This is a genomic window from Streptomyces sp. NPDC090045 (assembly GCF_044747975.1).
In the GTDB taxonomy this organism is placed as follows: Bacteria; Actinomycetota; Actinomycetes; order Streptomycetales; family Streptomycetaceae; genus Streptomyces.
Genome location: NZ_JBIVFA010000011.1, coordinates 152,883 through 173,981, shown reverse-complemented (window position 1 = coordinate 173,981; position 21,099 = coordinate 152,883). Strand labels below are relative to the sequence as shown.

At 71.3% G+C, this 21,099-nt stretch carries 21 protein-coding genes; 2 read left to right on the top strand and 19 right to left on the bottom strand.

Going from position 1 to position 21,099, the window contains the following annotated elements; all coding sequences use genetic code 11:
• Nucleotides 1-144: 144 nt before the first annotated feature.
• From nusB to ACIPYQ_RS27325, 15 genes are all read right to left on the bottom strand, one after another.
• Nucleotides 145-573: a transcription antitermination factor NusB gene (gene nusB, locus ACIPYQ_RS27395; protein ID WP_351591288.1), complete on the bottom strand. Its 429-nt coding sequence runs from the start codon at nucleotides 571-573 to the stop codon at nucleotides 145-147.
• A 3-nt stretch (nucleotides 574-576) separates the two neighbouring features.
• Complete coding sequence (gene efp, locus ACIPYQ_RS27390; protein ID WP_401256097.1) at nucleotides 577-1,143, bottom strand: elongation factor P; 567 nt, start codon at nucleotides 1,141-1,143, stop codon at nucleotides 577-579.
• Between the two features lie 59 nt (nucleotides 1,144-1,202).
• Nucleotides 1,203-2,309 carry an aminopeptidase P family protein gene (locus tag ACIPYQ_RS27385; RefSeq protein WP_361767809.1) on the bottom strand — a complete coding sequence of 369 codons (1,107 nt, stop codon included), beginning with the start codon at nucleotides 2,307-2,309 and terminating at the stop codon, nucleotides 1,203-1,205.
• A 71-nt stretch (nucleotides 2,310-2,380) separates the two neighbouring features.
• On the bottom strand, nucleotides 2,381-3,145 hold the full coding sequence (locus ACIPYQ_RS27380; protein WP_401256094.1) for an AAA family ATPase: 765 nt from the start codon (nucleotides 3,143-3,145) through the stop codon (nucleotides 2,381-2,383).
• A gap of 91 nt (nucleotides 3,146-3,236) precedes the next feature.
• Nucleotides 3,237-3,677: a type II 3-dehydroquinate dehydratase gene (gene aroQ / locus ACIPYQ_RS27375; RefSeq protein WP_361767803.1), complete on the bottom strand. Its 441-nt coding sequence runs from the start codon at nucleotides 3,675-3,677 to the stop codon at nucleotides 3,237-3,239.
• Nucleotides 3,674-4,765 (bottom strand): 3-dehydroquinate synthase, encoded by a 1,092-nt coding sequence (gene aroB, locus ACIPYQ_RS27370; RefSeq protein WP_401256092.1) that lies wholly within the window; start codon nucleotides 4,763-4,765, stop codon nucleotides 3,674-3,676. Before aroB ends, aroQ begins: the two co-directional genes overlap by 4 nt.
• The gene (locus ACIPYQ_RS27365; RefSeq protein WP_361767797.1) at nucleotides 4,762-5,280 is read right to left on the bottom strand and encodes a shikimate kinase; all 519 of its coding nucleotides are present in this window, start codon (nucleotides 5,278-5,280) and stop codon (nucleotides 4,762-4,764) included. The genes aroB and ACIPYQ_RS27365 overlap by 4 nt, the downstream gene beginning before the upstream one ends.
• Nucleotides 5,277-6,461, bottom strand: a complete 1,185-nt coding sequence (aroC, locus tag ACIPYQ_RS27360; RefSeq protein WP_401256087.1) for a chorismate synthase — start codon at nucleotides 6,459-6,461, stop codon at nucleotides 5,277-5,279. The genes ACIPYQ_RS27365 and aroC overlap by 4 nt, the downstream gene beginning before the upstream one ends.
• Before the next feature lie 134 nt (nucleotides 6,462-6,595).
• On the bottom strand, nucleotides 6,596-6,787 hold the full coding sequence (locus tag ACIPYQ_RS27355; protein WP_361767791.1) for a hypothetical protein: 192 nt from the start codon (nucleotides 6,785-6,787) through the stop codon (nucleotides 6,596-6,598).
• A gap of 115 nt (nucleotides 6,788-6,902) precedes the next feature.
• The gene (locus ACIPYQ_RS27350; RefSeq protein WP_401256084.1) at nucleotides 6,903-7,730 is read right to left on the bottom strand and encodes a shikimate dehydrogenase; all 828 of its coding nucleotides are present in this window, start codon (nucleotides 7,728-7,730) and stop codon (nucleotides 6,903-6,905) included.
• A gap of 6 nt (nucleotides 7,731-7,736) precedes the next feature.
• Nucleotides 7,737-9,506, bottom strand: coding sequence for an endolytic transglycosylase MltG (gene mltG, locus ACIPYQ_RS27345; protein WP_401256081.1), 1,770 nt, complete (start codon nucleotides 9,504-9,506; stop codon nucleotides 7,737-7,739).
• Between the two features lie 128 nt (nucleotides 9,507-9,634).
• Nucleotides 9,635-10,105 carry a Holliday junction resolvase RuvX gene (gene ruvX / locus ACIPYQ_RS27340; RefSeq protein ID WP_030009552.1) on the bottom strand — a complete coding sequence of 157 codons (471 nt, stop codon included), beginning with the start codon at nucleotides 10,103-10,105 and terminating at the stop codon, nucleotides 9,635-9,637.
• Between the two features lie 2 nt (nucleotides 10,106-10,107).
• A complete protein-coding gene (gene alaS / locus ACIPYQ_RS27335; RefSeq protein ID WP_361767781.1) occupies nucleotides 10,108-12,777 on the bottom strand; it encodes an alanine--tRNA ligase in 2,670 nt (889 codons plus the stop codon).
• Nucleotides 12,777-13,121: a DUF6167 family protein gene (locus tag ACIPYQ_RS27330; RefSeq protein ID WP_361767778.1), complete on the bottom strand. Its 345-nt coding sequence runs from the start codon at nucleotides 13,119-13,121 to the stop codon at nucleotides 12,777-12,779. The genes alaS and ACIPYQ_RS27330 overlap by 1 nt, the downstream gene beginning before the upstream one ends.
• A gap of 8 nt (nucleotides 13,122-13,129) precedes the next feature.
• Complete coding sequence (locus ACIPYQ_RS27325) at nucleotides 13,130-13,573, bottom strand: DUF948 domain-containing protein (protein WP_361767775.1); 444 nt, start codon at nucleotides 13,571-13,573, stop codon at nucleotides 13,130-13,132.
• A gap of 158 nt (nucleotides 13,574-13,731) precedes the next feature.
• Between ACIPYQ_RS27325 and ACIPYQ_RS27320 the strand changes: the two genes are divergently transcribed.
• Nucleotides 13,732-15,966: an ATP-binding protein gene (locus ACIPYQ_RS27320; protein WP_401256076.1), complete on the top strand. Its 2,235-nt coding sequence runs from the start codon at nucleotides 13,732-13,734 to the stop codon at nucleotides 15,964-15,966.
• A 90-nt stretch (nucleotides 15,967-16,056) separates the two neighbouring features.
• Here the strand turns inward: ACIPYQ_RS27320 and rpsD are convergent, their stop codons facing one another.
• Nucleotides 16,057-16,668: a 30S ribosomal protein S4 gene (gene rpsD, locus ACIPYQ_RS27315; RefSeq protein WP_008740451.1), complete on the bottom strand. Its 612-nt coding sequence runs from the start codon at nucleotides 16,666-16,668 to the stop codon at nucleotides 16,057-16,059.
• Nucleotides 16,669-16,954: 286 nt separating this feature from the next.
• On the opposite strand from rpsD, the gene ACIPYQ_RS27310 reads away from it, so the two are divergent.
• A complete protein-coding gene (locus tag ACIPYQ_RS27310) occupies nucleotides 16,955-17,632 on the top strand; it encodes a DUF2470 domain-containing protein (RefSeq protein WP_401256073.1) in 678 nt (225 codons plus the stop codon).
• 49 nt (nucleotides 17,633-17,681) lie between these two features.
• Here ACIPYQ_RS27310 and ACIPYQ_RS27305 read toward each other — a convergent pair whose 3' ends face one another.
• From ACIPYQ_RS27305 to hisS, 3 genes are all read right to left on the bottom strand, one after another.
• Nucleotides 17,682-19,040, bottom strand: coding sequence for a replication-associated recombination protein A (locus ACIPYQ_RS27305; protein WP_401256070.1), 1,359 nt, complete (start codon nucleotides 19,038-19,040; stop codon nucleotides 17,682-17,684).
• Between the two features lie 52 nt (nucleotides 19,041-19,092).
• Nucleotides 19,093-19,710, bottom strand: a complete 618-nt coding sequence (locus ACIPYQ_RS27300) for a vitamin K epoxide reductase family protein (RefSeq protein ID WP_362239568.1) — start codon at nucleotides 19,708-19,710, stop codon at nucleotides 19,093-19,095.
• A gap of 126 nt (nucleotides 19,711-19,836) precedes the next feature.
• Entirely contained in the window at nucleotides 19,837-21,096 is a 1,260-nt protein-coding gene (hisS, locus tag ACIPYQ_RS27295; RefSeq protein ID WP_401256067.1) for a histidine--tRNA ligase, read from the bottom strand.
• Between the last annotated feature and the right edge of the window lie 3 nt (nucleotides 21,097-21,099).

Below are 21,099 nucleotides of genomic sequence, written 5' to 3'. Positions count from 1 at the left end.
CGCCCTGTTCCAGATTAACTTTACCGGGGGTGTGCGGTCCCCCGTGGGGTGTCCCGGCCTCCCGCCTGATTTGTTTTTCCTCTAACCGGGGGGGGCCCCCCGCCCCCGCGCGGCGGCCCCTCCGCTGTGCCGAACCGCCGGAGGCTACTCGCGGCGCAGGCTCGGCTTCAGGTCCTTGAACCGGGCCAGCAGCCCGTTCACGAACGAGGGCGACTCGTCCGTCGAGAACTCCTTGGCCAGCTGGACGGCCTCGTCGATGGCCACGGCGTCCGGGGTGTCGTCCACCCAGATCAGCTCGTAGGCACCGAGCCGCAGGATGTTCCGGTCCGCGACCGGCATGCGGTCGAGCTCCCAGTCCACGGCGTAGGTGACGATCAGGTCGTCGATGCGGTTCACCTTGTCGGCGTACCCCTCGACGAGATCCATCGTGAAGGCGCTGACCGGCGGCTGCCGGTCGTCCGACCGCGAGTGGCGGATCCAGTCCGCGAGGACCTCGCGCACGGGCACGCCGCGCTGGTCTGCCTCGAAAAGGATCTGGAAGGCGCGCTTGCGCGCATTGCTCCGAGCAGCCACGGGTTAGTTGCTCTTCCGGCCGAGGTAGTCGCTGGTGCGGGTGTCGACCTTGACCGTCTCGCCGGTGGTGACGAAGAGCGGGACCTGGATCTCGTAGCCGGTCTCCAGCGTGGCGGGCTTGGTGCCACCGGTGGAGCGGTCGCCCTGGACGCCCGGGTCGGTGTGCTGGATCTTGAGCTCGACCGCGGCCGGGAGCTCGACGAAGAGCACCGAGCCCTCGTTCTGGGCGACGGTGGCGGTGAAGCCCTCGATCAGGAAGTTGGCGGCGTCGCCGACGGCCTTGCGGTCGACCATCAGCTGGTCGTAGGTGTCCATGTCCATGAAGACGAAGTACTCGCCGTCCATGTACGAGAACTGCATGTCACGCTTGTCGATCGTGGCCGTCTCGACCTTGACGCCGGCGTTGAACGTCTTGTCGACGACCTTGCCGGACAGCACGTTCTTGAGCTTGGTGCGCACGAAGGCCGGGCCCTTGCCGGGCTTGACGTGCTGGAACTCGACGACGGACCAGAGCTGGCCCCCGTCGAGCTTCAGCACCATGCCGTTCTTGAGGTCGTTCGTGGAAGCCACGGTTGCGGAATCTCCTGCACTGGAAGACCACGGGTGCGCGCACAGCCCGGCTGAGCGGGCTAGAGCGCGAGCAGCTCCTTGGTCGTAATGGTGAGTAGCTCGGGACCGCCGTCCGCCTCGGGGCGCACGACGAGCGTGTCATCGATCCGGACACCTCCCCGGCCCGGGAGGTGAACCCCCGGTTCGACGGTGACCGGCACGCAAGCGTCCAGTTTACCCATTGCCGTAGGTGCAAGCTGCGGGTCCTCGTCGATTTCGAGGCCCACGCCGTGTCCGGTCGACGGAGCGAGTGCTTCCGAGTGGCCCGCGGAGTCCAGGACGGAGCGTGCGGCATGGTCCACGTCCCGGTACGCCGCGCCGGGCACCAGGGCCTCGCGGCCGGCCCTCTGGGCGGTGAACACGAGGTCGTACAGCGCGATCTGCCAGTCCGCGGGGCTGGTGCCGATCACGAAGGTCCGGCCGATCTCGCACCGGTAGCCGCGGTAGTTGGCGCCGAGGCAGACCGAGAGGAAGTCGCCCTCCTCCACCCGGCGGTCGGAGGGCCGGTGCCGGGAGCGGCCCGAGTGCGGGCCGGTGCCGACGGAGGTCGGGAAGGCCGGACCGTCCGCCCCGTGGTCGACGAGCCGCCGCTCCAGCTCCAGGGCGAGGTGCCGTTCGGTGCGCCCCACGAGGATGGACTCCAGCAGCTCGCCGAGGGCCTGGTCGGCGATCTCGGCGGCGATCCGCAGGCAGGCGATCTCCTCCTCGTCCTTGACGAGGCGCTGCTGCTCCACCGCGGTGCCGAGGTCGGCGAGGCGCAGCTTGGGCGCCACCGAGCGCAGGGCCCGGTGCCGGCCGACGGTGAGGTGGTGTTCCTCCACCGCGAGCGAGTCGGCCCGTACGCCGGCGGTCATGTCGGCGGCCGCGACGGCCGGGTCGGCGCCCGGGTTCCCCAGCACGGAGACCCGCAGGTGCTCGTCGAGGCGCCCCTCGTCCGCCTCGCCGGTGGGCGCACCGGCGCAGAACATCACGTCTTCGGTGGGCCCGACCAGCAGTACGGCGCCGAGCGGGGAGGCCCCGGAGAGGTAGCGGACGTTCGCCGGACGCGTGATCAGCGCGGCGGCGTTCCCCGCGGCGGCACATCGGTCGCGAAGCAGGCCCCGGCGGGCGGCGTACACGTCTGACATGTCTTCGAGCGTACGAGCGCCTCGCGGATCCGGCCTGGTGAGCGCGTCCGGACGGGCGCGGCCGCCCGCGCCTACTGCCCTGTCAGGGCCCGGGCCAGCACCTCGTCCAAGGCGCGGGCCGTGCCCTCGACGTCGAGGTGGGAGTTGTCGATGATGGGCAGGCCGGAGCCGTACCAGCCGGCCATCCGGCCGTGGATCCGCGCGACCTCCTCGTCGGAGAGGCGGCGGTTGCCGGACCGCTCGGCGTTGCGTTCCAGGACGATCTCCAGGCCGGGCAGGAGCACGACGGGCAGCAGGTGCGGCCCCACGTGGCGCTTCCAGCCGCCGAGGCCCACCACGGGCCGGTCGGGGAAGACGGCGTCGTCCAGGATGCAGGAGATCCCGTTCGCCAGGTAGTTGCGGGCGGCGAAGCCGCAGGTGCGGCGGGCGAGCCGGTACTGGGCCTCGGAGTGCTCGTTCCAGCCCGCCTGCGGGTCCGCGAAGCCCGAGCACACCCACTCCCGGACGTCGTCCAGGCTGATGTGGGCGGTCGGCACGGGCCGGGTGCCGGCCCAGTGCCGCGCCACGGTGGTCTTGCCCGCGCCGGCCGGGCCGATCAGCAGGACGGCGAGCACGGCCGCTCCGGTACCCGCCACCGCGGGCGGCAGCGGGATGTGCCCGGTGGCCTCCGGCACGGGCGGCACCGCGTGCGGGGGCGGCGGCGGCTGGTGCCCGGGCTGTGGCCGGGGCGGGCCCGGCCAGCCCTGCGCCGGGGGTATGGGCGGCTGCGGGGGCGCCGCCGGGTGGTGTCCCGGCTGTCCCCAGCCCGCTCCCCCGCCCCCCACTCCTTGGTGCATCCGCTGCCACTCCGTCTCGTTCCGGCGACTGATGCGAGAACGTTATATGACCGCAGAGGTCAGAGCGTCCACCAGCACCGCAGGCAGAGTGTCAGGTGGAGATCTCGTCCGCCAGTGCGCGCAGCGCGAGCCTGTACGAACCGATGCCGAAGCCGGCCACCGTGCCGGTCGCCACGGCCGCGATGACCGAGGTGTGCCGGAACTCCTCGCGGGCGTACGGGTTCGAGATGTGCACCTCGATCAGCGGCGCCGTGCGCTGCGCGGCCGCGTCCCGCATGGCGTACGAGTAGTGGGTGAAGGCCCCGGGGTTGATGACCACGGGGACCTTCCCGTCAGCCGCCTCGTGCAGCCAGCGCACGAGTTCGCCCTCGTCGTTGGTCTCCCGGACCTCGACGTCGAAGCCGAGCTCCTCGCCCAGCGTGCGGCAGCTCTCGACCAGGCCGGCGTACGAGGTGGCCCCGTACACGTCGGGCTCGCGCGAGCCGAGCCGGCCCAGGTTCGGCCCGTTCAGCACGAACACCCGGCGGCTCACGCGGACACCTCCCCGTAGGCGGCGATCAGGTGCGCCGGGTCGGGGCCCTCCAGGACGGTCGGCTTGGCCAGTCCGTCGAGGACGATGAAGCGCAGCAGGTTGCCGCGGGACTTCTTGTCGACCTGCATGGTCTGGAGCAGCTTGGGCCACTGGTCGCCGCGGTAGGTGAGCGGCAGCCCGACGGCGGCGAGGATCTCCTTGTGCCGGTCGGCGGTCGCGTCGTCGAGCCGGCCCGCGAGCCGGCCGAGTTCGGCGGCGAAGACCATGCCGACCGAGACGGCCGCGCCGTGCCGCCACTTGTAGCGCTCGTTCTTCTCGATGGCGTGCGCGAGGGTGTGGCCGTAGTTGAGGATCTCGCGCAGGCCCGACTCCTTGAGGTCGCTGGAGACCACGTCGGCCTTGACCTGGATGGAGCGCACGATGAGCTCGGCGGTGTGCGGGCCCTCGGGCGTGCGGGCCGCCTGCGGGTCCGCCTCGATCAGGTCGAGGATCTTCGGGTCGGAGATGAATCCGGCCTTGATGATCTCGGCGAGGCCGCTGACGTAGTCGTTGACCGGCAGCGAGTCCAGCGCCGCGAGGTCGCACAGCACGCCGGCCGGCGGGTGGAAGGCGCCGACCAGGTTCTTGCCCTCGGCGGTGTTGATGCCGGTCTTGCCGCCGACGGCCGCGTCCACCATCGCGAGGACGGTGGTCGGGACGGCGACCCAGCGCACCCCGCGCAGCCAGCCGGCCGCCACGAAGCCCGCGAGGTCGGTGGTGGCTCCGCCGCCGACGCCGACGATGACGTCGGTGCGGGTGAAGCCGGACTGGCCGAGGGCCTTCCAGCAGTAGGCGGCGACCTCGATGGTCTTGGCCTCTTCGGCGTTCGGCACCTGGATGGCGACCGCCTCGTAGCCCTGCTCGGCGAGGTCGTCGCGCAGCGCCTCACCGGTCGAGGCGAGCGCCTCGGGGTGGATCACGGCGACCCGCTGGGCCTTCGTACCGATCAGGGAGCCGAGCTCGCCGAGCAGCTGTCGCCCGACGAGCACGTCGTACGCGTCGTGTCCGGCGCTCGCGCCGACCTGGATCCGCGTCACCTGGTCTGTCATACGTCCTTCAACTCCAGAGCGTCGAGGACCGCCTGGGCGACCTCTTCGGGGGTGCGGTCGTCGGTGGCCACCACGACGCGCGCGACTTCGGTGTAGAGGGGGCGCCGCGCCTCCATCAGCTCGCGCCACTGGCGGCGCGGGTTGACGGCGAGCAGCGGGCGCGCGGCGCCGAGGCCCACGCGCCGTACGGCTTCCTCGACGTCCATCGACAGGTAGGCGACGGGCAGGCCGGTGAGCAGCTTGCGGGTGCCCTCGTCGAGGACGGCGCCGCCGCCGAGGGCGAGGACTCCGGTGTGCTCGGCGACGGCGGCGGCGACCGCCTCCCGCTCCAGCTCGCGGAAGTACGGCTCGCCCTCGTCGACGAAGAGGTCGGAGATCTCCCGGCCCTGGGCCGCGACGATGTCCGCGTCGGTGTCCCGGTAGTGGACGCCGAGCCGCTCGGCCAGCAGCGCCCCCACCGTGGACTTGCCGGACCCCATGGGGCCGACGAGGACGACCAGCGGTCCGCGCGTCACCGGATCTGCAGGTTGTCGAGGTACGACCGGACGTTGCGGCGGGTCTCGGGGACCGAGTCGCCGCCGAACTTCTCGACGACGGCGTCGGCCAGCACGAGGGCGACCATGGCCTCGGCCACGATGCCCGCGGCCGGCACGGCGCACACGTCGGAGCGCTGGTGGTGGGCCACCGTCGCCTCGCCGGTCGCCACGTCGACGGTCGCCAGGGCGCGCGGGACGGTCGCGATGGGCTTCATCGCGGCCCGGACGCGCAGCAGCTCACCGGTGGTCAGACCGCCCTCGGTGCCGCCGGCGCGGCCGGAGGTGCGCTTGAGGCCCTCGGGGGTGGAGACGATCTCGTCGTGCGCCTTCGAGCCGGGTACGCGGGCGAGGTCGAAGCCGTCACCGACCTCGACGCCCTTGATGGCCTGGATGCCCATGAGGGCACCGGCCAGGCGCGCGTCGAGGCGGCGGTCCCAGTGGACGTGCGAGCCGAGGCCGACGGGGACCCCGTACGCGAGCACCTCGACGACTCCGCCGAGGGTGTCGCCGTCCTTGTGGGCCTGGTCGATCTCCGCGACCATCGCCTTGCTGGCATCGGCGTCGAGGCAGCGCACCGGGTCGGCGTCGAGCTTCTCGACGTCGGCCGGGGTCGGGTAGACGCCGTACGGGGCCTTGGCCGCGGCCAGTTCCACCACGTGCGAGACGATCTCGATGCCGGCGACCTCCTTGAGGAAGGAGCGGGCGATCGCGCCGAGGGCGACGCGGGCGGCGGTCTCGCGGGCGCTGGCGCGCTCCAGGATCGGCCGGGCCTCGTCGAAGCCGTACTTCTGCATGCCCGCGAGGTCGGCGTGGCCGGGCCGCGGGCGGGTGAGCGGCGCGTTACGGCCGGTGTCCTTGAGCAGCGAGGGGTCCACGGGGTCGGCCGACATGACCGTCTCCCACTTGGGCCATTCGCTGTTGCCGACCATGACGGCCACGGGCGAACCCAGCGACAGGCCGTGCCGGACGCCGCCCAGGAAGGTGATCTCGTCCTGCTCGAACTTCATCCGGGCACCGCGGCCATAGCCGAGCCGGCGCCGGGCCAGGTGGTCGGCCACCAGCTCGGTGGTGACCGGGACGCCGGCGGGAAGGCCCTCCAGCGTCGCCACCAGTGCCGGTCCGTGCGACTCCCCGGCGGTCAGCCAACGCAACCTGCTCAACGATGCTCCTCATGCTCGCGCCTGGTACAGCGACGGCGCGATCGGGGTGCGCGGCCCGGACCCGCCTCACCCGAATCCTCCCATGTCCGGAGCGGTTTCCCGGGCCCCGGTCCAGCTATCGGACGCCCCGCTGGTCAGCGGACCCCGCCGCGGCGTCCGCGGAGCCAGGTGATCCCCGTCCACACGCCGACGGAACCTAGTAGTCCGAAAACGGTGGCCTTGGCCCAGAGCGGCAGGTCTCCGAAGGCCACCCTGGCGAGGCTCAACAGCGCGAAGGGCAGGTCCCACTTCGACGCGAGTACCTGCTCCGTGTCTGCCCCGTCCATCCCGTCCCCCTGTGAATATGCAGGTGAACAGCCTAACGGGTGACATTACCGGCGAGTATGCGATTTCCCGCCAAGATCGTCGAACTTGACGGGATCACCCCGTTTCGCCGGAACCTCAGTGGGATCCCGAGAGGGCCGCGAGACCCGCAGCCCGCATCACCTCGAGGGGCGCCGGGGAGCGGCCGGTCATCTGCTCGACCTGGAAGACCGCCTGGTGCACCAGGAGGTCCAGGCCGCCGAGGAGCTTGCCCCCGCGCCCCGACCAGGCGGCGGCGAGGGCCGTGGGCCAGGGGTCGTAGAGGACGTCGAAGAGGGTGCCCGGGGCATCGGGCACGGCGGCGGCCAGTTCGTCGGTGGCCCCCGCCGGGGTGGTGGCGATGACCAGCGGCGCGGCCAGCGCCCCGGCCGCCTCCGCCCAGTCGGCCGTGCGGACGGGGACTCCGAGCCGCTCGCCCCACTGCCTCATCTCGTCGGCGCGCGCCCGCGAGCGGACGTACACCGTGACCTCGCCGGAGCAGATCCGCGAGAGCGCGGCCAGCGCCGAGGAGGCGGTGGCTCCGGCGCCGAGGACCGCCGCCGAGGGCACCTTCTCGACGCCGCGCTCGTGGAGCGCGGCGACGATGCCGGGGATGTCGGTGTTGTCGCCGAGGCGCCGGCCGTCCTTCGTGAGGACGACCGTGTTGACCGCCTCGACGGAGGCGGCCGTCTCGCTGATGCCGTCCAGCAGCGGAATGATCGCCCGCTTGAGCGGCATCGTCAGCGACAGCCCGGCCCACTCGGGGCCGAGTCCGGCGACGAACTCCGGGAGCGCGGCCTCGTCGATCTCGAAGCGGTCGTACGACCAGTCGTCGAGGCCGAGCTCCTGGTAGGCGGCGCGGTGCAGCACCGGTGAGAGGGAGTGCTCGATGGGCGAACCCAGCACCGCGGCCCTTATGCGTGACATGTCCTGCTAACCGCCGTTCTTCTGCTTCTGTCGCTCCTGGAACTCGGCGACGAGCTTGAGGTGCTCGTCGTAGGTCTTGGTGAAGGTCGTCGTGTTGCCGTCGACCGACACGAAGAACATCCAGCCGCCGTGATCCGGGTTGAGCGTAGCGGTCAGTGCGTCCAGCCCCGGGTTGCCGATCGGGCCGACCGGCAGCCCCTTGATGAAGTGCGTGTTGTAGGGGTGGTTGAACGCCTGGGCTTCCTTGAGGTTGAAGTTGATCTCGCTCTGGTTCTTGGCGTAGTTGTACGTCGAGTCGAACTCGATCTTCTGGTTCGTGACGTCGTTGGTCTTCTTCATGCGGTTGAAGACGACCTCGGACATCTTGCGGAAGTCGTCGTGGTTCTTGCCCTCCGCGTTGACGAGGCTGGCGACCGTGACCACCTGGAGCGGGTTGTCCAGGCCCAGTTCCTTGGCCTTGCCCTCGACGCCCAGCTCCGTGTACTTGGCGGTCGCGTTCTTGACCATCTCCTTGAGCAGGGACTCGGGGGTGCTGTCCTTGCTCAGGTCGTAGCGCGTCGGGTAGAGGAAGCCTTCGAGCGGGTCCATCAGCTTCGGGTCGCCGCCCGCCCAGGCCGGCAGGCCGAGGTTCTTGGCCTCGCGCAGCGCGATGTCCTTGGTGGTGCCGTTGGGCTTGCCCAGCTTCTTGTCGATCGCCTCGTACACCTTGGTGTTGCGCATGCCCTCGGCGACGGTGATGACGTTGAGCTTGGAGGGGTCGATCATCAGCGCGACGGCGGCCGCGGCCGACATCTTCTTGTTCATCGGGTAGGTGCCGGGCTGGATCAACTTGCCCCTGGGGTTGTTGTTCGCGGCGTCGACGAAGGCCTGGGCGCTGGCGACCACGCCGGCGTCCTTGAGGATGCGGCCCATCTGCCCCAGGAGCGCACCCTTGGGGATCTCCACGTCGACCAGCTCGTCCGTGCCCTCGCCCGCGAAGTCCTCGGCGGCGCCGAACCTGGCCTTGAGGTAGCCGTAGCCGTAGTAGCCGCCACCGCCGACCACGCCGATGATGACGACGGCGGCGATCAGGCAGGCCATGCCGCTGCGCTTCTTCGGCTTGCCGCCCTTCGAGCGGCCGCCGCGGCGACCGTCGTCGGACTCGTCACCGTCGTCGTCGCCGTCGCGACCGCCGCCGGCGAAGAAGCCGCCCTCGGGCTCCTCCGCCTCCTCCTCGACCGGTTCCGGCTCCAGGTGGCGCCGGCCCGGGGGCTGCGGCGGCGGGTAGGCCTCGGGCGTGGTGTAGAGGTCGGGTGCCTCGCCGGGGTAGCCGGAGACGGACTGCTGCGCGTACGGGTCCGCGCCCACGTAGGGGTCGGCCTGCGCGGCGGCCGCGTACTGGCCCTGGCCGGTGTCCCAGCCCTGGTTGTCGTACACCGGCTGCTGGGGGTGGGGCTGCGTCTGCTGCGGGGCGTAGGCCTGCTGCTGCGGCTGTGGCGCGTACGCCTGCTGCTGCGGGGCGTAGGCCTCCTGCTGCGCGGCGTACTGCTGCTGGTCGGGGTACTGCTGCTGGTACTGCTGTTGCTGGTACTGCTGCTGCTCGTACTCCGGGTACTGCTGGTACTGCGGTGGGTACTGCTGCTGGTACTGGGGCTCCTGCGGGTACTCCTGCTGCGGGGCACCGCCGTAGGGCACCTGGCCCTGCTGGGTCTGGTGCCCGGTCCACCCCTGGTCCCCGTACAGGGGATCCTCGGGGTGCCAGGGTTCGGGGCCACGGCCCCGGCCATACTCAGTCATCGGTCCCCTAGAGCCGCGAGACGGAGGCCACGGACTCCGTCGTCCGTGGCACCCGGTTCCGCCTCTTTGACGGTGGGCGACGGCTGTTCGAATGCCGTCTCATCGCGCGGAACGTTACCGTATCGCGATCAGACAACCACTTCGACGCACTCACCAGGCGGATTACCTGATACCCGTTCGGTCTCAAGAGCGTTCTGAAGGATCACCACAGCGGCCGCCTGGTCGATGACCGACCGGCCCTTCTTGGCGTTCTTTCCGGAGGCCCGCAGCCCCTGGGCGGCGGTGACCGTGGTCATCCGCTCGTCCACCAGACGGACCGTCACCGGCTTGATGCCCTTGGCGAGTTCGTTCGCGAAGGCGCGCACCTTGACCGCGGCCGGCCCCTCCCGCCCGCTGAGCGAGCGGGGGAGGCCGACCACGACTTCGAGGGGCTCGTACTCCTCGACGAGCTGCCGCAGCCGCCGGTGGGCGAAGGGGATGTCCCGGCCCGGAACGGTTTCCACCGGCGTGGCGAGCACCCCGTCGGGGTCGCACGAGGCGACCCCGATCCGGGCGTCCCCGACGTCGATGGCGAGCCGGCGGCCACGGCGCAGCGTCATCGTCAGGCCGTCTCGACGACGAGGCGCTCGACGGCGCTGATGGCCTCCGGGATGGCGGCCGGGTTCTGGCCGCCGCCCTGGGCGACGTCCGGCTTGCCGCCACCGCCGCCGCCGAGGGTCTTGGCGGCCGTACGGACCAGGTCGCCGGCCTTGAGGCCGCGCTCGCGGGCCGCCTCGTTGGTGGCGATGACGGTCAGCGGGCGGTCGTTCGCCACGGTGAACAGGGCCACGACGGCCGGGCGGTCGCCGGGGATCCGGACGCGGACGTCGAGGACCAGCTTGCGCAGGTCGTCGGCGCCGATGCCGTCCGCCACCTGGCCGACGACCAGGGCGACGCCGTGGATGTCCTGGGCGTTCGCGGCGAGACCGGCGGCGGCCTGCAGGACCTTCTCCGCGCGGAACTTCTCGATCTCCTTCTCGGCGTCCTTCAGCTTGCCGAGCATGGAGGCGATCTTCTCCGGCAGCTCCTCCGGACGGCCCTTGACGAGCTCCTGGAGCTGGGCGACGACCGTGTGCTCCTTGGCGAGGAAGTTGTACGCGTCCACGCCGACGAGGGCCTCGACACGGCGCACGCCGGAGCCGATGGAGGACTCGCCGAGCAGCTTCACCAGGCCCAGCTGGGAGGTGTTGCCGACGTGCGTGCCGCCGCACAGCTCCTTGGAGAAGTCGCCGATGGTGACGACGCGCACGCGCTCGCCGTACTTCTCGCCGAACTCGGCGATGGCGCCCTGCTTCTTGGCCTCGTCGATGCTCATGATCTCGGCGGTGACGTCCAGCTCGCGCGAGAGCACGTCGTTGATCTTCTGCTCGACGTCGGTGAGGACCGAGCCGGGAACGGCGTTCGGCGAACCGAAGTCGAAGCGGAAGCGGCCCGGGGAGTTCTCCGAACCGGCCTGGGCGGCGGTCGGGCCGAGGGCGTCGCGCAGCGCCTGGTGGGTCAGGTGGGTGGCCGAGTGGGCGCGGGCGATGGCCCGGCGGCGCTTGATGTCGATGGCGGCGTACGCGGAGGCGCCCACCGTCACCTCGCCGACCTGGACGGAGCCCTTGTGCACGGAGACACCGGGGACGGGCTGCTGGACGTCGCGGACCTCGATGACGGCGCCCGTGTCGAGCTTGATGCGGCCCTGGTCGGCGAGCTGACCGCCGCCCTCGGCGTAGAAGGGGGTGCGGTCGAGGACGACCTCGACCTCGTCGCCCTCGGAGGCGGCGGGCGCGGAGACGCCGTTGACCAGGAGGCCGACGATGGTGGACTCGCCCTGGGTGGTGGCGTAGCCGGTGAACTCGGTGGCGCCGGAGCCGTCGGCGATCTCCCGGTAGGCGGACATGTCCGCGTGGCCGGTCTTCTTGGCCTTGGCGTCGGCCTTGGCCCGGTCGCGCTGCTCCTGCATCAGGCGGCGGAAGCCGGTCTCGTCCACGGAGAGGCCCTGCTCGGCGGCCATCTCCAGGGTGAGGTCGATCGGGAAGCCCCAGGTGTCGTGGAGCAGGAACGCCTTGTCGCCGGAGAGGACCGTGCCGCCGGCGGCCTTGGTCTCGGTCACGGCGGTGTCGAGGATGTTGGTGCCGCCCTTGACGGCCTTGAGGAAGGCGGCCTCTTCGGCGAGCGCGACGGTCTCGATGCGCTTGCGGTCGGTGACGAGCTCCGGGTACTGCTGGCCCATCGTGTTGATCACGACGTCGACCAGGTCCTGGACGACCGGGCCCGTGGCGCCCATGAGGCGCATGTTGCGGATGGCACGGCGCATGATGCGGCGCAGCACGTAGCCGCGGCCCTCGTTGCCGGGGGTCACGCCGTCGCCGATGAGCATCACGGAGGTGCGGATGTGGTCGGCGACCACGCGCATCGACACGTCGGTGCTCTGGGCGGCGCCGTACCGCACGCCGGTCAGCTCGGTGGCCTTGTCCATGACCACGCGCAGGGTGTCGGTCTCGTACATGTTCTGCACGCCCTGCAGGATCATCGCGAGGCGTTCGAGGCCGAGACCCGTGTCGATGTTCTTCGACGGCAGGTCACCGAGGATCGGGAAGTCTTCCTTCCCGTCGCCGGCGCCGCGCTCGTACTGCATGAAGACCAGGTTCCAGATCTCCACGTAGCGCTCGTCGTTGACGGCCGGGCCGCCCTCGACGCCGAACTCGGGGCCGCGGTCGTAGTTGATCTCCGAGCACGGGCCGCAGGGACCCGGGACGCCCATGGACCAGAAGTTGTCCTTCTTGCCCAGGCGCTGGATCCGCTCGGCGGGAACGCCGATCTTCTCGCGCCAGATCTGCTCGGCCTCGTCGTCGTCGAGGTAGACGGTGATCCAGAGCTTCTCCGGCTCCAGGCCGTAGCCGCCGTCCGCCACGGAGCTGGTGAGCAGCTCCCAGGCGTACTGGATGGCGCCTTCCTTGAAGTAGTCCCCGAAGGAGAAGTTGCCGCACATCTGGAAGAACGTGCCGTGGCGGGTGGTCTTGCCGACCTCTTCGATGTCCGGCGTACGGACGCACTTCTGCACGCTGGTGGCGCGGGGGGCCGGGGGCTTGGTCTCGCCGAGGAAGTACGGCTTGAAGGGGACCATGCCCGCGTTGACCAGCAGCAGAGTCGGGTCGTCCGCGATGAGCGACGCCGAAGGGACAACGGCGTGACCGCGCTCCTCGAAGAAGCTCAGCCAGCGGCGGCGAATTTCAGCCGACTCCATCAGTGGTCCTCATTCCGGTCGTACGAAAACGTGGGGCGGTGGGTGGTCTTGGTGTTCTCGATGGCCCGCAGCCGCCGCGGCCCGGGGAGGGCGGTGACGTTGTCGGGCCGGTCGGGGTCCTGGTGGAGCCCCAGTGCGTCGTTCAGCTCGTCCTCGCGCTGCGTCATTCCCGCTTTGACGTCGAGGGCGAAGTCCTTGAGGCGGTGCCCCGCCTCCACGGCCTTGTCGGCCGCCTGGGCTGCGAGACTCTCCGGCGTCAGCTTCTTGAGCTGACGGTTGACCTTGGTGGTGGCCCACACGCCGGCGGCTGCGCCTGCGGTGAACCAGAAGGCTCGGCGGAACATCGGCGGTCTCAGCCCTTCTGCTTCCGGCGCCGGGCGGGCGGCACCGTACGGCCAACGATCACGTTACGTCGGGATGCCTTCGGCGGCATGCCGCCCGGCGCCGCGGCATCCCCCTTGCCCAGCGCCTTGCGGACGCCGTAGCCGAAGGCCGCGACCTTCACCAACGGCCCGCCGAAGGCGGTGGCCACGGTGGAGGAGAGTGCGGAGGCGTTGGAGGTGACCTCCTGGACGTCGCTCGCGATGGCGTCGACCCGGTCCAGCTGGGTGCGCGCGGAGCGGACGGTCGTGGAGGCGTCGGCCAGCAGCGGAACGGCCTGGTCGGTCACGTCGGCCACCAGCTTGGTGGTCGCCCTGAGCACCTGGGCCAGCCTCGCCAGCGCCACGGCGAGGAAGGAGATCAGAATGGCCCAGAAGACGGCCACGATGATCCCGGCCACCTCTACACCGGACACGTCACACCGCTCTCTGTCTGCGCCTGAACTGCCGGCTGCACCGATTCCTCAACGATCCTCCGACCCTATCGCGCCGGGGATCCCCGGCCGTACCGGAATAGGGGTCGGAAGGCACCGCCTTGAACGCAGCGCATCCGGACCAGTACCCTCCGTGTCCCATGCGACGCAGACCCCTGCGAGACAGGCCCTGGGGCAATCTTCCCTCGGAGCTGGGCCGGTTCATCGGGCGGGGTGCCGAACTCGCCGAGCTGGGACGGCTCCTGGACTCCTCCCGGCTGGTGACGGTGACCGGGGTGGGCGGGGTGGGCAAGTCCCGGCTCGTGCTGGCGGCCGCCCGGTCGGCCGCCGAGGTGGCGCAGGGGGCGCGCGGAGCGCAGGGGACGGACGGGACGCTCGCGGCACGGACGGCGCAGGACCGGCACGGCGACGGAGTGTGGCTGGCCGAGCTGGCGTCCGTACGGGATCCCGCGCTGCTGGAGCTGACCGTCTCCGAGGCCCTCGGGCTGACCGACCACACCACCCGGCCGCCGCGGACCGTCCTGGCCGAGCACCTGGCCGGACGGCGGCTGCTGCTGGTCCTGGACGGCTTCGAGCAGCTGGTCGACGAGACCGCGGACCTGGTGGGGAATCTGCTGCGCCGCTGCCCCGGCCTGCGGGTGCTCGCGGCGGGCCGGCGCCCGCTCGCCGTGGACGGGGAGCTGGCCTTCCCGCTGGCCCCGCCGGCCCCGGAGGAGGCGCTGGCCCTGCTGGCGGCGCGGGCCCGCGCGGCCGATCCGGCCTTCGAGGTGACCGCGGCGAACCGGGACGCGCTGGTCGAGGTGTGCGAGCGCCTCGACGGGATCCCGCTCGCCCTGGAGCTGGCGGCGGCCCGGCTGCGGACCCTGTCCCCCGTGCAGGTGCTGGCCCGGCTGGAGGACCGCTTCGCGCTGCTGACGGGCGGCGCGCGCGGGGCGCTGCCCCGGCACCGGGCGCTGCGTACGGCGATCGGCTGGAGCCACGAGCTGTGCACGCCCGCGCAGCGGCTGCTGTGGGCGCGGCTGTCGGTGTTCGCCGGGCGGTTCGACCTGGACGCCGCCGAATACGTGTGCGCGGGTCCGGACCTGCCGGTGGAGGACGTCCTGGACCTCGTCGGGGAGCTGCAGGACCAGTCCCTGCTGGTCCGCGAGGAGACGGCCGCCGGGGTCCGCTTCGGGATGCTGGAGACCGTACGGGTGTACGGGGCGGGCTGGCTGGAGTCGCTGGGCGACGCCCGGCGGCTGCGCAGGCGGCACCGGGACTGGTACATGGGGCTGGCGACCTGGTGCGAGCTGGACTGGTTCAGCCCCCGCCAGCAGGAGGTCGCCGCACTGGTGGAGGCGGAGCTGCCGAATCTGCGGCTCGCCCTGGAGTGCTGTCTGGACGAGCCGGACGAGGTGCACCTGGGCCAGTACCTGGCGGGCACCCTGTGGTTCTACTGGGCGGGCTGCGGGCGCCTGACCGAGGGGCGGCACTGGCTGGACCGGACCCTGGAGCGGACGGGCGGGGCGCTCACGGAGTACGAGAACTCGCGGCTCAAGGCCCTGTGGGTACTGGGCTACGTCGCGGCCCTGCAGGGGGACGCGGCGGCCTCGATGAGCGCCCTGTACGAGTGCCGGGACGCGGCGGCGCAGAGCGGGAACGCCCTCGCCTCGGCCTACGCGGTGCACCGGCTGGGCTGTCTGGCGCTGGTCTCGGACGACATGGCCCGGGCCCGGGAGCTGCTGGGCACGGCGCTGGAGCGGTACCGGGCGCTCGGGGAGCTGAACAGCAACGTGCTGATGTGCCAGGTGGAACTGGGGATGGCGCTGGCCTTCCAGGGCGATCTGCCGGGCGCGCTCACGCTGTGCCGCGAGGTCCGGGAGATCTGCGAGGAGCGCGGGGAGCGCTGGACGAAGGCCTACGCCCTGTACGTGCTCGCGTACGCGGCCCTGGACGCGGGGGACGCGCAGGAGGCCCGGCGGCTGCTCAACGAGTGCGTGGCGATCAACGACGCGTTCCACGATCTGATCGGGCTGGTGCTCGCGCTGGAGCTGCTGGCGCTGGTCACCGTCGCGGAGGGCGATCCGGCCGAGGCCGCGCTGCTGCAGGGGGCGGCGGAGCCGATGTGGGGCGGGGTGGGGCTGCAGCTGTTCGGCTCGGGGTACTTCAACGCCCCTCGGCTGATGTGCCTGGAGCGGGCGGGCGAGCTGCTGGGCGCCGAGCGGTACGCGGCGTACGCGGCCGAGGGGCGGGAGCTGAGCCGCGAGGCCCTGGTCGGGCGGGCTCAGCACGGCCCCGGTGAGCGCGGGGGCGCGGCCCGGGTGTCCCGGCAAGCAGGACGGGGCGGGGCGGGCGGCCCGCGGATGTCGCGCCGCGCGGCGGCGGACCAGCCGTAGTCCGCGGGCCGGCACGGGCCCGGGAACGGGAAAACCCGCCGCCCCCCGGAGGGGACGGCGGGCTGACCAGCCAGTGAGACTAGGCCTGCATCAGCGGGCGTAGTACTCGACGACGAGCTGCTCGTCGCAGATGACCGGGATTTCCTTGCGGTTCGGGTCGCGGTCCAGGCGGAAGGCCAGGGCCTTCAGGTTGACCTGCAGGTAGCGCGGGGTCTCGCCCTCGCCTGCGTAGCCACCCTCACGGGCAACCTGGAACGGAACCTTCTCGCGGCTGCGCTCGCGCACGGTGATGACGTCGTCCGGGCGGACACGGAACGACGGCTTGTCGACCTTGTCGCCGTTGACCTCGATGTGGCCGTGAACGACCATCTGGCGAGCCTGGTAGATGGTGCGGGCGATGCCCGAACGCAGAACCAGGGCGTCGAGACGACGCTCGAGCTCGACGACAAGCGCCTCGCCCGTCTTGCCTTCGGCCTTCTTGGCGCGGTCGTACGCGCGGGCCATCTGACGCTCAGAGATGTCGTACTGAGCGCGCAGACGCTGCTTCTCCAGCAGACGAACCTTGTAGTCCGAGTTCTGCTTGCGGCCACGGCCGTGCTCGCCCGGCGGGTAGGGGCGGGCCTCGAAGTACTTGACGGCCTTCGGGGTCAGCGCAATGCCGAGGGCACGCGACTTCTTGACCTTGGGTCGCTTCTGGTTCACGTGGAACCTACCTCCATGTAAGTTAGGTGAGGCTTACCTTAGCGAGGAGGACGTAATGTCTCGACCACATGGGATCCCCCTGCCCAGTGCGCATCGAAGTTCAGATTCCAACGAAACAGAATCTGCTTTCGACGACGATAAGCAAGGTCAGCCGCGTCCCAGGGAAGGCGTTCGGCAGCTCACCGGAGCCGAACGCGTACGAACCCTCGTAGAGTCCAACGCCTCAGTATCCCTCACGCTCATCGGTGCTCGTGACAGTCACGAGCACGAGGAGTTCGGGACAGGGATGCCGGCCGCACGGACCGTCACCCCGGACGGGGACGTGATTCTCCTTGTTTCCGGGGAATCCACGGCTGCCAGGGCAGCCGCTCACGCCCAGGACGACGACCTCACCGCCGTGATCGAGATCACGGACGTGGCGCCGGTGTCCGTCCCACATCGTATCCGAGGTCGCGCCTGGCTGGCCGGGTGGCTGACGCCGGTGCGCGGCGACGACCGCGCGGCCTGCGCCGCGCTGCTCGCGGAGCGCCACCCGGTGGGCGAGCTGCTGGGTCTGGCGGAGGCCTCGGACCTCCCGTACTCGGCCCGCCCGGCCTGGATGATGCTGCGGCTGGAGGTCGGCGAGATCTCGGTGGACGACCTGTGGGGCGCCGTGCACGTGGACCCGGAGGACCTGGCCGCGGCGGAGCCGGACCCGATGGTCGCCCACGAGACGGAACTGCTGCAGCACCTGCACGCGGCGCACGGGGACCGGATCGGCGAGCTGTGCGGCCTGCTCGGCCCGCGCGAGGCCCGCGGCATGAGCGCCGTCCCCCTCTCCCTGGACCGCCTGGGCCTGCGCGTCCGCTTCACCGGCGGCGCCGCCGGCTCCTTCGACGCCCGCTTCGACTTCCCGGAGCCGGTGACGGACATCTGCGGCCTGCGGCGGGCGATGCACACGCTCTTCTCGGCGGCGTCTCACTGAGCCCCTGTCCCGCGTCACTGCACGGCGCCCCAAGAAGCCCTGACGCAGGTCAGGACGGCCCGGCTCCGCGGAGCCGTTCGCGGACCTTTTCCACCACGTCCGCGTAGCGGGCTTCGGCTCCGTAGCGGGTCGGCTCGTAGTACCGCTTCCCGTGCAGCTCGTCCGGCGCGTACTGCTGCGCCGCGATCGCGCCCGGGACATCGTGCGGGTACACGTACCCCTGCGCGTGTCCCAGCTTGGCCGCGCCCTTGTAGTGCCCGTCCCGCAGATGCGTCGGGACGGAGCCGGCGAGGCCCGCCCGTACGTCCGCCAGCGCCGCGCCGATCGCGGTCGTGGCGGTGTTCGACTTCGGGGCCAGCGCCAGCGCGATCGTCGCGTGCGAGAGGGTCAGCGCGGCCTCCGGGAAGCCGATCATCGCCACCGCCTGGGCCGCCGCCACCGCGAGCGGCAGGGCCGTCGGATCCGCGAGGCCGATGTCCTCGCTCGCCGAGATCATCAGGCGGCGCGCGATGAACCGGGGGTCCTCCCCCGCGTCGATCATCCGGGCGAGGTAGTGCAGCGCCGCGTCCACGTCCGAGCCCCGGATCGATTTGATCAGGGCGCTCGCCACGTCGTAGTGCTGGTCGCCGTCGCGGTCGTAGCGGACGGCGGCGCGGTCGACCGCCTCCTCGACCGTCTCCAGCGTGATCTCCGCCTCGCCCTTGGCGAGGGCCGATCCGGCCCCGGCCTCCAGCGCCGTCAGGGCCCGCCGGGCATCGCCGCCGGCGATCCGCAGCAGGTGGGCCTCGGCGTCCTCGGGCAGGGTGACCGCACCGCCCAGGCCGCGCTCCTCGGCGAGCGCGCGCCGCATCAGCGCGCTCAGGTCCGCGTCCGTCAGCGGTTCCAGCGTCAGCAGCAGTGAACGCGACAGCAGCGGGGAGATGATCGAGAAGTACGGGTTCTCGGTGGTCGCCGCGATCAGCGTCACCCAGCGGTTCTCGACGGCCGGGAGCAGCGAGTCCTGCTGGGCCTTGCTGAAGCGGTGGATCTCGTCGAGGAAGAGGACGGTCTCCTTGCCGTAGCCGCCGGCGGCGCGCCGGGCGCCCTCGATGACCGCCCGTACCTCCTTGACGCCCGCGGTGATGGCGGAGAGCTCCACGAAGCGCTTCTGCGTGGCCTGGCTGACCACGTACGCGAGGGTGGTCTTCCCGATGCCGGGCGGACCCCAGAGGATCACCGACGAGGCACCGGCCGGGCCGCCCGCCCCGTCCCCGACCAGCCGCCGCAGCGGCGACCCGGGCTTCAGCAGGTGCTGCTGGCCGACGACCTCGTCCAGGGTGCGCGGGCGCATCCGGACGGCGAGGGGGGAGCTCGCGGGGTCCTTCTCCTGGCGTTCTTCGGCAGCGGCGGTGAACAGGTCTGGTTCCACACAGGAAGCCTATGCGAGCCCACCGACAGGGCCGCCCGCCGTCAGGACGGGGTCAGGAGGTCCAGAAGTCCCACCAGCGGGTCAGGATCAGCATGCCGATGATCCCGACGTGCAGCACCGGCAGCACCCAGGTGAACTCGTCGAAGAAGCCCTTGAGCCAGCCCGGAGCCGGCAGCATGCCCTTGCGGACGTTGTGCGAGGTGACGTACCAGAACATGAAGATCGTGGCGACCCAGGCCAGGGAGCACCACAGGCAGAGCGAGTTGATGTTGTAGAGCGACTGGTAGGTGAGCCAGGCGCAGAAGACGACGCCGAAGAGGGTGCCCGCGTTCAGCGTCAGCCAGTACCAGGGGCGGAACCGGGCCCCGGCCAGCAGGCTCATGCCGACGCAGATCACGATGCCGTAGGCGACCAGTCCGAGCATGGGGTTCGGAAAGCCGAAGACGGCGGCCTGGTCGCTCTTCATGATGTTGCCGCAGGAGACGACCGGGTTCAGGCTGCAGCCCGGCGTGAAGTTCGGGTCCTCCAGCAGCTTGAACTTGTCGATCGTGATCACCCAGGCGGCCAGCAGGCCGGCGGCCCCCGTGATCACCAGCAGCCAGGCCAGCGCCCGGCTGCCGCCGACGGTCCTGTCCCGGGCGGTGTCCGCGTCCGCGCTTCGTGTCGTCATACCGCCCGCTCCACATCTGCCAGGTGATCAAGCACGGGCCATTGTGCCGTACGAGCCTGTGAACGGACGGGGCCGGGGAAAGATCCCCGGCCCCGTCCTGCGTGCTGTGCTGCCGTACCGCTGCCGTCAGGCGAGGCGGGCCCGGACCGTGTCGACCAGCCCGTCGACGGGCACGGCGGTCTGCTCGCCGGACTCCATGTCCTTCAGCTGGACGACGCCCTCGGCGAGGTCCCGCTCGCCCACCACGACCGCGAAGCGGGCACCGCTGCGGTTCGCGTCCTTCATGGCGCCCTTGAGGCCCTTGCCGCCGTAGGACATGTCCGCCGCGACGCCCGCCTTGCGCAGCTGCGTCACGAGGCCGAACACGGTCGCCTTGGCCTCGCCCAGCGCCACCGCGAACACCGAGGTCGACGCCGGGATGTCGAGCTCGACGCCCTCGGCCTCCAGGGCCAGGACCGTGCGGTCCACGCCGAGGGCCCAGCCCACCGACGGGAGGGCCGGTCCGCCGATCATCTCGGACAGGCCGTCGTAGCGGCCGCCGCCGCCCACCGCCGACTGCGAGCCCAGGCCGCCGTGGACGAACTCGAAGGTGGTGCGGGTGTAGTAGTCCAGCCCGCGCACCAGCTTCTCGTCGTCCTCGAAGGCGACACCGGCCGCCGAAACCAGGGACCGGACCTGCTCGTGGTACGCCTTGCACGCGTCGCACAGGTAGTCGCGCAGCACCGGGGCGCCGACGAGCTGCTTCTGCACCTCGGTCCGCTTGTCGTCCAGGACGCGCAGCGGGTTGATCTCGGCCCGGCGCACGGTCTCCTCGTCGAGGTCGAGGCCGGCCAGGAAGGACTGCAGCGCCTCCCGGTACACCGGACGGCACTCCTTGTCGCCCAGCGAGTTCAGCAGGATCCGGAAGTTGCGCAGGCCCAGCGAGCGGTACGCCTGGTCGGCCAGGATGATCAGCTCGGCGTCCAGGGCCGGGTCCTCGGCGCCGATCGCCTCGGCGCCGACCTGGGAGAAGTGGCGGTAGCGGCCCGCCTGCGGCTTCTCGTAGCGGTAGTAGGAGCCCGAGTACCAGAGCTTGACCGGCAGGTTGCCCTTCTTGTGCAGGCTGGCCTCCAGCGCCGCGCGCAGCACGGAGGCCGTGCCCTCGGGGCGCAGGGCGAGCTGGTCACCGCCCTTGGTCTCGAAGGCGTACATCTCCTTGGAGACGATGTCGGTGGACTCGCCGACGCCGCGGGCGAAGAGGCCCACGTCCTCGAAGCCGGGGGTCTCGATGTAGCCGTAGCCGGCGTTGCGCAGGGGCGCCGCGATGGCCTCGCGCACCGCCAGGTACTTCACGGAAACCGGCGGGATCAGGTCGTACGTGCCCTTGGGGGCCTGGAAAGTAGCCACGAA

Coding starts and splice junctions, on each gene's coding strand:
- ACIPYQ_RS27355 (WP_361767791.1), bottom strand. CDS start 6,787: ATGGACGGGGCAGACACGGAGCAGGTACTCGCGTCGAAGTGGGACCTG.
- ACIPYQ_RS27320 (WP_401256076.1), top strand. CDS start 13,732: ATGCGACGCAGACCCCTGCGAGACAGGCCCTGGGGCAATCTTCCCTCG.
- ruvX (WP_030009552.1), bottom strand. CDS start 10,105: ATGACGCTGCGCCGTGGCCGCCGGCTCGCCATCGACGTCGGGGACGCC.
- ACIPYQ_RS27300 (WP_362239568.1), bottom strand. CDS start 19,710: ATGACGACACGAAGCGCGGACGCGGACACCGCCCGGGACAGGACCGTC.
- ACIPYQ_RS27350 (WP_401256084.1), bottom strand. CDS start 7,730: ATGTCACGCATAAGGGCCGCGGTGCTGGGTTCGCCCATCGAGCACTCC.
- aroB (WP_401256092.1), bottom strand. CDS start 4,765: ATGACAGACCAGGTGACGCGGATCCAGGTCGGCGCGAGCGCCGGACAC.
- ACIPYQ_RS27380 (WP_401256094.1), bottom strand. CDS start 3,145: ATGCACCAAGGAGTGGGGGGCGGGGGAGCGGGCTGGGGACAGCCGGGA.
- mltG (WP_401256081.1), bottom strand. CDS start 9,506: ATGACTGAGTATGGCCGGGGCCGTGGCCCCGAACCCTGGCACCCCGAG.
- ACIPYQ_RS27385 (WP_361767809.1), bottom strand. CDS start 2,309: ATGTCAGACGTGTACGCCGCCCGCCGGGGCCTGCTTCGCGACCGATGT.
- ACIPYQ_RS27310 (WP_401256073.1), top strand. CDS start 16,955: ATGCCGGCCGCACGGACCGTCACCCCGGACGGGGACGTGATTCTCCTT.
- alaS (WP_361767781.1), bottom strand. CDS start 12,777: ATGGAGTCGGCTGAAATTCGCCGCCGCTGGCTGAGCTTCTTCGAGGAG.
- ACIPYQ_RS27330 (WP_361767778.1), bottom strand. CDS start 13,121: ATGTTCCGCCGAGCCTTCTGGTTCACCGCAGGCGCAGCCGCCGGCGTG.